Source organism: Peribacillus sp. P4_C12, from assembly GCF_056402095.1.
Genome location: NZ_JBFUIB010000112.1, coordinates 1 through 9,740 on the forward strand (window position 1 = coordinate 1; position 9,740 = coordinate 9,740).

Annotated in this window: 12 protein-coding genes; 8 read left to right on the top strand and 4 right to left on the bottom strand. The window is 39.4% G+C overall.

Going from position 1 to position 9,740, the window contains the following annotated elements; all coding sequences use genetic code 11:
• Positions 1–54 precede the first annotated feature (54 nt).
• Positions 55–978, bottom strand: coding sequence for a hypothetical protein (locus AC1DUW_RS14815; protein ID WP_477642844.1), 924 nt, complete (start codon positions 976–978; stop codon positions 55–57).
• A gap of 134 nt (positions 979–1,112) precedes the next feature.
• Between AC1DUW_RS14815 and AC1DUW_RS14820 the strand changes: the two genes are divergently transcribed.
• Both AC1DUW_RS14820 and AC1DUW_RS14825 read left to right on the top strand, forming a co-directional pair.
• Positions 1,113–2,375, top strand: coding sequence for a pyridoxal-phosphate-dependent aminotransferase family protein (locus AC1DUW_RS14820; RefSeq protein WP_379161287.1), 1,263 nt, complete (start codon positions 1,113–1,115; stop codon positions 2,373–2,375).
• Between the two features lie 27 nt (positions 2,376–2,402).
• The gene (locus AC1DUW_RS14825; protein ID WP_053344761.1) at positions 2,403–2,696 is read left to right on the top strand and encodes a hypothetical protein; all 294 of its coding nucleotides are present in this window, start codon (positions 2,403–2,405) and stop codon (positions 2,694–2,696) included.
• A 175-nt stretch (positions 2,697–2,871) separates the two neighbouring features.
• Here AC1DUW_RS14825 and AC1DUW_RS14830 read toward each other — a convergent pair whose 3' ends face one another.
• Genes AC1DUW_RS14830 through AC1DUW_RS14840 form a run of 3 tightly spaced genes read right to left on the bottom strand, consistent with a single transcriptional unit; the run spans position 2,872 to position 5,238 of the window.
• On the bottom strand, positions 2,872–3,321 hold the full coding sequence (locus AC1DUW_RS14830) for a PaaI family thioesterase (RefSeq protein ID WP_053344762.1): 450 nt from the start codon (positions 3,319–3,321) through the stop codon (positions 2,872–2,874).
• A gap of 16 nt (positions 3,322–3,337) precedes the next feature.
• The gene (locus tag AC1DUW_RS14835) at positions 3,338–4,888 is read right to left on the bottom strand and encodes a solute symporter family protein (protein WP_477642845.1); all 1,551 of its coding nucleotides are present in this window, start codon (positions 4,886–4,888) and stop codon (positions 3,338–3,340) included.
• A complete protein-coding gene (locus AC1DUW_RS14840; protein ID WP_477642846.1) occupies positions 4,885–5,238 on the bottom strand; it encodes a DUF485 domain-containing protein in 354 nt (117 codons plus the stop codon). Before AC1DUW_RS14840 ends, AC1DUW_RS14835 begins: the two co-directional genes overlap by 4 nt.
• Positions 5,239–5,519: 281 nt before the next feature.
• On the opposite strand from AC1DUW_RS14840, the gene paaK reads away from it, so the two are divergent.
• The 6 genes from paaK to AC1DUW_RS14870 form a co-directional block, all read left to right on the top strand.
• Complete coding sequence (gene paaK, locus AC1DUW_RS14845) at positions 5,520–6,848, top strand: phenylacetate--CoA ligase PaaK (protein ID WP_053344765.1); 1,329 nt, start codon at positions 5,520–5,522, stop codon at positions 6,846–6,848.
• A 23-nt stretch (positions 6,849–6,871) separates the two neighbouring features.
• Complete coding sequence (locus AC1DUW_RS14850; protein ID WP_252432417.1) at positions 6,872–7,888, top strand: NAD(P)/FAD-dependent oxidoreductase; 1,017 nt, start codon at positions 6,872–6,874, stop codon at positions 7,886–7,888.
• Between the two features lie 19 nt (positions 7,889–7,907).
• Positions 7,908–8,147 (top strand): ferredoxin, encoded by a 240-nt coding sequence (locus AC1DUW_RS14855; protein ID WP_053344767.1) that lies wholly within the window; start codon positions 7,908–7,910, stop codon positions 8,145–8,147.
• 128 nt (positions 8,148–8,275) lie between these two features.
• Positions 8,276–9,232, top strand: coding sequence for a 1,2-phenylacetyl-CoA epoxidase subunit PaaA (paaA, locus tag AC1DUW_RS14860; RefSeq protein WP_477642847.1), 957 nt, complete (start codon positions 8,276–8,278; stop codon positions 9,230–9,232).
• Positions 9,233–9,250: 18 nt separating this feature from the next.
• Positions 9,251–9,610: a 1,2-phenylacetyl-CoA epoxidase subunit PaaB gene (gene paaB / locus AC1DUW_RS14865; RefSeq protein ID WP_053344769.1), complete on the top strand. Its 360-nt coding sequence runs from the start codon at positions 9,251–9,253 to the stop codon at positions 9,608–9,610.
• Positions 9,600–9,740, top strand: a 141-nt coding sequence (locus AC1DUW_RS14870; RefSeq protein WP_477642848.1) for a Phenylacetic acid catabolic protein, incomplete at its 3' end; no start/stop codon positions are given. The genes paaB and AC1DUW_RS14870, both read left to right, overlap by 11 nt.

Sequence of the window (9,740 nt, forward strand, 5' to 3'; positions counted from 1 at the left end):
TTGATCAAAACATGCTCTTAATATATTCAATTGAATGATTCCTCATAAATCGTTTTAATAACATAACCAGCTATTAACTTTCTCTTCAAAATGTTGATCCTTCCAAGCAACAATTGCGCTCATTTCTCCTAACTGTGATATTTGATGTTGGAATAACATATCTCCTAAAAAGTATCCCAGTCGACTATGTCCAAATTTCCCCCCTCCATTTATAGAAAACCACTCACGATAAATTTCTTGGGGAGTACAAGTAGCAAGATCTTTTGCAAACCCCAGTTTAACATCTTGTTTATTCGCTTCTGCAAATGACAACCACTCATAACCCCCATCGTTAAAAGAAAAATAAATAGAAGGGTGCAAATCAGGTACTGTTCTCCTAGAAAAATGTGTAGCTGCTCCTTCCTGATAAAGCCAAGTAAGAGGGCTGTTCCACTGAATTTTTGTCCAGTCAATTCCTGCGTTATTTGAAATAATGTTATGTGTAGCGTGACCAAACTCGTGTGCAACAATGGTTTTTAAATGATTAGATTCTGGTGATAATTTTTCTAAAGCAAAAGTTATATTAGGTATGATTTGACGATATGTATAGGCATTAGAACCGAAGCCTCCAACTATTAAATTTACTTCAATTTGAAAGGATACTTGATATATACTAAAATATTCTTCCTCTATTTCTTTGATGATAGGTACAATGTTCTCGTGAGTTTGCTTTATGGTTGAAAAAATTTGAGGATATATTGATATTGATTGTTTATGCCTTTCTTCATTGTCTTTGCAATGATATAAAAAGTATTCTTTAAATACATCGGGATATTCATTGTAATAGTGCCTTAAAAATCTTAAAGAAGGTAGATAGTTATTTACAAAAAACGGTATGGTATCTATGATTTTCAAGTGAATTCCCCCAAAATTTAAATATCTATCACAAATAAAAAGTCTATAGATTTTAATAAAGCTTTTCCCTGTCTTTTTCTTCAAAACAAAGTGGATATCCTCTTTTTCGCTAAGCTGTCCCTTTAGCTCTATAAGAAAAAAGCCCAGATTTGGAAAGGGGAATCGATGTTGTAAGCGAAATACTATATAGATTAGCCTATTAAAGGGAGCTGAGGAAAATGGCATTTTCAGAATTACATACACCAATGAGGACAATCATGACTCCAGGTCCAGTCGAGGTGGATCCGCGTGTGCTAAGAGCGATGAGCACACCTATATTAGGGCAATTTGACCCCGCATTTACTACAATCATGAATGAAGTGATGGAAATGCTTCGGTTGGTTTTTCAAACGAAAAATAAGTGGGCTTTTCCAATTGATGGTACATCAAGATCCGGCAATGAAGCCATCCTTTGCAGCATCATTGAACCGGGAGATAAAGTTCTGGTTCCTATTTTCGGAAGATTTGGTCATTTGTTAGTTGAAATTTGTGAACGATATGGAGCGGAAGTTCATACGATTGAATGTTCATGGGGAGAAGTGTTTGATCCGCAAGTGGTCATTAAGGAAATCAAGAAAGTGTCCCCAAAAATAACCGCGATTGTTCATGGAGAAACTTCTACGGGGTGTATGCAGCCGTTGAAGGAAATCGGGGTGGCCTGCCGTGAATTGGATGTCTTGCTTGTGGTCGATGCGGTTGCTTCCATCGGCGGAACAGACGTAAAGGTAGATGAATGGTGTATTGATGGATTAATAGGCGGGACGCAAAAATGCTTGTCTGTTCCTTCAGGGATGGCGCCGATTACGTATAATGAGAGAATTGAAAAAATCATTCAGTCTCGTAAAAAAGTGGAACGTGGGATTGCGACAGAAGAGGACCGCCAAAAGGTCTTGAGCCACCGCCCCATCACCAGCAATTATTTCGATTTAAGTATGCTGCAGGATTATTGGGGCCCGCGCCGCTTGAATCACCATACAGAGGCAACTTCAATGATTTATGCGTTACGTGAAGGGCTGCGCCTTGTACTTGAAGAAGGTTTGGAAAAACGCTTCGCTCGTCATAAAATCCATGAATCTGCCCTCATTGCAGGGGTCAAGGCAATGGGATTAACGTTATTTGGGGATCAGGAAAACAAACTTCCGTGTGTAACTTGTATCGGAATTCCAGAAGGTATCGACGGGGAAGCGGTACGAGGTATGCTGTTGAATGAATTCAGTATCGAGATCGCCTCCTCGTTTGGTCCGCTTCACGGAAAGATCTGGAGAATCGGCACCATGGGATTCAGCTGTCGGAAAGAAAACATTCTCTTTGTGCTAGCTTCCTTAGAAGCCGTTCTTTTACGCCAAGGTTTCGAAGTGAATCGAGGAGAAGCTTTACAGGCTGCGCTGGATGTATATGTAGGGAAGACAGAGAAAGTGGGTGTAGGTAGGGGTTCTATTTGATTTTTTTATTATGAAGGAGTGATGTTCATGCCAACATACGACCTTATTATCCGCAATGGTTACGTAGTTTTACCTGATGAAGTGCAGAAAGCTGATATTGCGGTTCAAAATGGAGTGATTGTTAAGGTCGGGAATCAGCTAGATAGTAAAGCTAATGAAGAGTATGAGGCGAAAGGTCAGTACATTTTTCCGGGTATGATTGATGTGCATGTCCATCTTAGTGAACCTGGTCGCGCTCATTGGGAAGGGTTTGATACAGGGTCGCAAATGATGGCTGCGGGGGAAGTGGTTAAAAGTGATGGACTCCGGAATTGTAGTTAATAACTAGTCGGAAAACTTTTGAAATCCGTACAACTGTAGCGATAGTCATTTTAAGTATTATTTTTTGAATCCAGTTATCTATTACCCTCCTATATATGTCTTGTTAAAGGCCTATCTATCAAGGAGAAAAAGCCAACCGGACAGGTCGACTGACTTGTCCGGTTTTAATAATGCTTTATTCATCTTGTTGAACAAAATAATGATTCTTCCGATATACCATCGCTTCCATGGTTGCGATTAGTTCTTTTTCATTTAGGACTTCGATTTTGTACCATGCGAGTTTGTGATTTTTCTTTATTTCTTTTGCAGTTGCAGTTAAAGTCTCACCACGTTTGCCAGCTGATATAAAGTTAACGTTGGTTGTGACGCCCACTGCTATTTTGCCGTATGAATTGCTCGCAGCTGCGAATACGTAATCCGCAAGTGAAAAGATAATTGCCCCGTGAACCGTTCCATGTGAATTGAGCATGCGGTCGTCAGGGATTAATTCAGCTTCCGCTGTGCCAGGCCCAAGTTTTGTCAGTTTCATACCGAGAAAAGATGCATATGGTTCGTCTTTTAGAACTTGCTTAATTTGATCATAATGTAATTTATGAATATCCTGATCATCTAATTGAATGGTCATGGAAATCCTCCTTTCTTCAATGGTCTTTCGCTGAGCTTATCCCAAATCCGGTATTAGATTTGAAAAGTACTTCCGGATATTTATTTTCCTCTTCTTTTGCTTTAGACAACACTGTCCCTAAATATGCACCAATAAAACCAAGTGGCACGGTTAAAATGGTCGGGTTGCTCATTGTGAAGAGAGGATTTCCTGTGAAAATACCCATTCCAGGTTCCGGATTCCATACATTTGGGCTGAGCATAACTAATATAAGAGAACTGAGTAACCCGAATAACATGCCGGTGATCGCTCCAGTTGCATTAAATCGTTTCCAATAAATTGTACAAAGGATAATCGGCAAGTTGGCACTTGCAGCGATACCTAATGCAAGTACAGAAAGGAAAGCGACGTTCAACGATTGTGCAAACAAGGCAAGTACAATTGATATAACAGCTACACTAACTGATGCAACACGGGCTACAAGAATTTGCTGCTTTTCAGTTATTTTTCCGTCTTTAATAATTTCTCCATAAATGTCATGTGCGAAAGCGGACGCAGACGTTAAAACAAGACCGGATACAACAGCTAAAATAGTGGCAAATGCGACGGCTGAAACGAAGGCGAACAAAAATTCACCGCCCACGGTTAATGCGAGGAGTGGTGCTGCCATGTTTCCAGCGGAGTTTGCTTCAACGATACGGTCAAATCCTACGAAAGAAGCAGCTCCGAATCCTAGGAAAATAGTCATGATAAAAAATAAGCCTATAAACCATGTGGAATAAACTACCGATTTTCTTGCAGTAGCCGCGTCCTTTACTGTAAAGAAGCGGACGAGCAGATGGGGAAGGCCAGCTGCGCCCAGGACAAGCGACATATTAAATGAAATCATGTCAAGTCCATCAGTGTATTTATTGCCTGGATTTAAAAAATTATTTCCAAGAGGTGTTGCTGTTTGAACATGGTGGAACATTTCAGAGATGTTAAAATTAAAGCGGGAAAAAACAATAAAGGTCAACACAGCGGAACCGCACAGTAAAAGAACCGCTTTGGTGATTTGCACCCAGCTTGTCGCTCTCATCCCACCGAAAATTACGTAAATTGTCATCAATACACCGACGAGAAGAACGGACAGCCCGTAATCGATGCCGAGCAACAGTTTAATTAATCCACCAGCACCAACTAGTTGTGCAATCATGTAAAAGATTGAAATGACAAGTGTGTTCGCGGCAGCTATCCCACGTACTTTTTTTGATTTGAAACGCGCTGAAATCATGTCTGCCAGCGTATATTTTCCCAAGTTACGCAGTGGTTCTGAAACAAGATACAATAAGACGAGAAATGCAACAAGGTTCCCGATGCTCATATAAAAGCCATCGAAACCAATTAGTGCGATCGCTCCTGTAATTCCTAGGAAAGAAGCAGCTGACATAAAGTCACCGGCCACGGCTAATCCATTTTGCCAGGCAGTCAATCCGCCACCTGCTGTATAAAAATCACTTGCGTTTTTCGTCTTTTTAGAAGAATAATATGTTATTGTAAGCGTTAACAAAATGATGCCTAAAAAAAGCGTAAGAGATAAAGTGCTCATTCGCCAAGCTCCTCCCGATATTTAGTTAAAATATTCTTAGCCATCTTGTCGTACTTCGCTGATTTCTTAATATAGACAATTCCTCCGATCCATACGACAGCAAATTGGAGAAGTGCGTACACCCATGCCCATGTAATATTGAGAAAAGCTTCGCCCTTTAATACATCTGTATAGGCAGCTAAAACAGGCAGGACAAAATAAAATGTAAGAAAGAATAGAGTGACTGGTACAATGAATGCTTTTTTCTTTTGAAGTAAATCTTTGAATTCTTCTGTTTCAATTAATTTACGATACTGAATCTCTCTGTCATTGCCATTAATTAAATGATCTGTTTTTACAGGCGATTCCATAATAATACCCCCTTGAAATTATAATACGATTTTAAAACGAGTGCATCTAAATGTGATATATATCAATGTAAAAGTATCATAGTCAGAAAGTTATGTAAATTTAAAATTAAATTTTTTGTTAATTTTTCTAATTTTGTTAATTTCAAAGAAAACATTATTGACAACGTATAAATGGCGTATTAATCTTAAAAATGAAACATAACAATAATTAATATTCCGTTTTTATATCGTTATGAAAAAGGGGTCGGATGAAGAACGAGCAAATAAGGGGGACTGAAACAATGTACAATCCAGAAGTTGAAACAGCTACGCGTACTGAAATGGAAAGATTACAAGTGACACGCCTTAAAAAAACGGTAAGCCATGTATATGAGAATGTACCTTATTACAGAGAGAAATTTGAAGAACTGGGTCTTAATCCAGAAGATATTCAACAGTTAAGCGATATTACAAAGCTTCCATTTACAAAAAAACAGGTTCTGCGCGATCAATATCCGTTCGGTTTATTCGCGGTTCCGATGGAAGATGTAACACGTATACATGGATCATCCGGAACAAGCGGGAAGCCAACAATTGTCGGATATACAAAAAATGATTTGGAGAACTGGGCAACTATCGTCGCGCGAGGAATTGTCGCTGCGGGAGGGCGGAAATCGGATATTTTTCATAATGCATACGGATATGGTCTGTTTACAGGCGGACTGGGTCTTCACTATGGTGCAGAGCAGTTAGGCGTTGCAACGGTTCCTATTTCAGGTGGAAACACAGATCGTCAAATTACCATTATTAATGATTTTAAACCGCGAGGCATTTGTGGTACTCCCTCTTATATTTTGAATATTGCTGAAAAGATGGAAGAGATGGGGATTGACCCAGCTGATAATGGGCTTGAGTATGGAATTTTCGGAGCTGAGCCATGGTCAGAGGAAATGAGAGCTACTCTTGAAAAGAAACTGAACTTGAAAGCGGTCGATATTTACGGTCTAAGTGAGATCATGGGGCCTGGTGTTGCTATTGAATGTCATGAAGCACAGGATGGACTTCATATCGCAGAAGATCATTTTCTTGTTGAAGTAATCAACCCAGATACGCTTGAACCCGTAGAGGACGGAGAAGATGGAGAACTTGTTTTTACTAGTTTAACAAAGGAAGCGCTACCAATTATTCGATATCGTACAGGTGATATTGCTTCCATTACTCATGAGCAGTGTAGATGCGGACGTACGACAACAAGAATGTCCCGTGTTAAAGGCAGGACGGACGATATGATCATAGTAAGAGGCGTGAATGTATTCCCATCTGAAATTGAGCGTGTGCTGTTCCAAATGGAGGGGATTGTTCCTCATTATCAGATTCATCTTATTAAGAAAGGTAACATGGATAGTGTTGAACTGCATATTGAAATTGAAAGCGGTTTCTATAAAGGTATAGATGGAGACTTAACACATGAAAATGTACAAAAATTAAAGAAGGCGATTCAGCACCATATGAAATCCACATGTCTTGTAACAATGGATATTGTTGTTAACATCCCAAAAAGCATTCCGCGTTCAGAGGGAAAAGCCATTCGTGTTGTTGACAAGCGGAAAGATGCTGTGATTAATGCATAACTTGATGGAAAGGAAGAAATCAGATGAACCAGCAAAGTAATGTAGTCGATGTCACGATTATTGGCGGCGGACCAGTTGGGCTTTTTACAGCATTTTATGGTGGCATGAGACAAATGTCTGTCAAGATCATAGAAAGTTTGCCACAGCTAGGAGGTCAGTTATCTGCATTATATCCAGAAAAGTATATTTATGATGTTGCAGGATTTCCAAAAGTGCGGGCACAGGAACTAGTTAATAATTTAAAAGAACAAATGAAAGCGTTTAAACAAGAGGTCTGCTTAGAGCAGGCGGTTGAAACAATTGAAAAGCAGGAAGATGGTATTTTTAAGATAACAACAAATAAAGAAGTTCATTTTTCAAGAACAATCATTATTACAGCGGGTAATGGTGCATTTCAGCCGAGGAAACTAAAAATTAGTACGGAAGAAAAATTTGAGGGGAAAAACCTTCATTATTTTGTGGATAACCTAAATTCGTTTACGGAAAAGGATGTTGTGGTCTTTGGTGGTGGAGATTCAGCAGTTGATTGGGCCTTAATGCTGGAGCCTATCGCTAATAACGTAACCATTGCGCACCGACGTGAAAAATTCCGTGCACATGAGCATAGCGTTGAAAATTTAACGAACTCTACCGTTAATGTAATGACTCCTTATGTCCCTGTTGAATTGCGTGGTTCTGAAGAGATTGAATATGTGGTACTCGAGAATGTGAATAATGGTCAAGAATCTATACAAAAGGTAGATGCAGTCGTGGTTAACTATGGATTTATCTCATCCCTGGGACCGATTAAAGACTGGGGGCTTGAAATTGAAAAAAATGCGATTGTCGTTAATTCAAGAATGGAAACGAATATCCCGGGCATTTATGCCGCGGGTGATATTTGTACATACGATGGAAAAGTAAAGCTAATAGCTAGTGGATTTGGTGAAGCTCCTACTGCAATCAGCAATGCGAAAGTATACATTGATCCATCTTCAAAAGTTCAGCCACTTCATAGTACAAGTTTAATGGAAGAGAAGAAAGAACCAATTACGAAATAAGAATAAGGGGGAAGGCATCATGGCTAAATATACAATTGTGGATCAAGATACATGCATTGCATGCGGTGCATGTGGTGCAGCAGCACCAGAAATTTTTGATTACAATGATGAAGGAATTGCATTTGTTCTTCTGGATGAAAATGAAGGAACTGCAGAAGTTGCGGAAGATTTATATGATGATCTGGATGATGCAATGGAAGGCTGCCCAACAGATTCTATCAAAGTGGAGTCGTCGCCATGTAAGGTTTTGGTTGAATAAAAGAATGGTTCAATTCCACCAAATTCCTATTATTTAGAAAAAATGACGCATTAGTCTTGCTTTTAATATAACAATAAAATATAATAACGTTATATTAACGTTATATATATTAGATAAGAGGTGTTTAGATGAACGTTCTTTTAAATGATATGGCAGAACATGAAAAGTTAGATCAATTTATTGCCAGAATCAAAGCAGGAGAAAAGATAGAAGCGGATGATTGGATGCCGGAAGATTACAGGGGCACACTCATTAAATTAATTTCAATGCATGGAATCAGTGAAATCATGGGGGCACTTCCAGAAAAAGAATGGGTACCTAAAGCCCCTACCTTGAATAGAAAACTTGGAATCATGGCAAAAGTGCAGGATGAAATGGGACATGGACAATTATTGCTTCGCGTCGCCGAGGATTTGTTAAAGCCGTACAACAAAAAAAGGGATGACTTGATGCAAGATTTGTTTACAGGAGATTTAAAGTTTCATAATGTCTTCCATATGGAATCTAAATCTTGGGGAGATGCAGGGTTGATCGRCTGGTTGGTGGATGGAGCAGCTATTATTTCCCAAACGAACATGCTTGGTGCTTCATACGGTCCTTATGCTCGTGCTTTACACAGGATTTGTGCGGAAGAAGTTTTTCATGCCCAGCATGGTGAAGCGATAATCATGGCTTTGGCAGAAGGAACGGAAGAACAAAGAAAAATGGTTCAAGACTCCATAGATTATTGGTGGGAATCACTGTTACTCTTCTTTGGACCTCCTAGTAAGAATGAAGTTGGCTCTTCCAAACAAGATGTAACGATTAAATACAGAATCAGAACAAGCACGAATGAAGAACTTCGCCAAGCCTTTTTTTCTAAATATGTGAAGCGGATCCTTTCACTTGGCTATACCATTCCTGATGAAACACTTCGATTTGATAAAGATACTGAAACGTGGATTTATCAACAACCCGATTGGGGGAAATTGAAGATAATAGCAAGGAATGAAGGTCCCCGTTCACAGCAGCGCTTAAATCTTAGAAGGATTTCTTATGAAAATAATAAATGGGTGCGCGAAGCGTTAGCCCCAAAGGTCATCTAAGGGAGGGGGAAGAACGATATGGAAACTAGACAAGAAACGTACTTTGAAGAATTTGAAGTATTTAGCCGTAAAACTCAGACTTCACCAGTCCAATATCATTTTAGCCTGCTGGCCCCTAATGAGGATATCGCGATCATGATGGCACAAGAAAATTTCATGAGACGTGAAGCGGTTGATGATATCTGGGTTGTGAAAAGACAGAATATACGGAAAATGACGGTTGAAGAAAAGAAAACACTTCAACGTATAGATAATAAAGATTACAGGACAACAAAAGGTTATGGGTATCTAAAGAAAAAATGGCGGAAGTACGAGCAGGAAATGCTCGATGAAAAAGAGATAATGTCTTGGGCAGGAGGCGTGAAAAATGGAGAATAATTCATCATTGGAAAACACCGCAATTAAGGAATTGTTGCTTCAATTGGCGGACGATGACTTTATCCATTCATATCGTGGATCAGAGTGGCTAGGACTCGCTCCACATATCGAGGAAGATGTAGCATCCCGC

What these genes read in the sequence shown, in the direction of transcription:
- paaK (WP_053344765.1), top strand. Translation starts at nt 5,520, where the DNA reads ATGTACAATCCAGAAGTTGAAACAGCTACGCGTACTGAAATGGAAAGA.
- paaB (WP_053344769.1), top strand. Translation starts at nt 9,251, where the DNA reads ATGGAAACTAGACAAGAAACGTACTTTGAAGAATTTGAAGTATTTAGC.
- AC1DUW_RS14850 (WP_252432417.1), top strand. Translation starts at nt 6,872, where the DNA reads ATGAACCAGCAAAGTAATGTAGTCGATGTCACGATTATTGGCGGCGGA.
- AC1DUW_RS14825 (WP_053344761.1), top strand. Translation starts at nt 2,403, where the DNA reads ATGCCAACATACGACCTTATTATCCGCAATGGTTACGTAGTTTTACCT.
- AC1DUW_RS14835 (WP_477642845.1), bottom strand. Translation starts at nt 4,888, where the DNA reads ATGAGCACTTTATCTCTTACGCTTTTTTTAGGCATCATTTTGTTAACG.
- AC1DUW_RS14820 (WP_379161287.1), top strand. Translation starts at nt 1,113, where the DNA reads ATGGCATTTTCAGAATTACATACACCAATGAGGACAATCATGACTCCA.
- AC1DUW_RS14855 (WP_053344767.1), top strand. Translation starts at nt 7,908, where the DNA reads ATGGCTAAATATACAATTGTGGATCAAGATACATGCATTGCATGCGGT.
- AC1DUW_RS14840 (WP_477642846.1), bottom strand. Translation starts at nt 5,238, where the DNA reads ATGGAATCGCCTGTAAAAACAGATCATTTAATTAATGGCAATGACAGA.
- AC1DUW_RS14830 (WP_053344762.1), bottom strand. Translation starts at nt 3,321, where the DNA reads ATGACCATTCAATTAGATGATCAGGATATTCATAAATTACATTATGAT.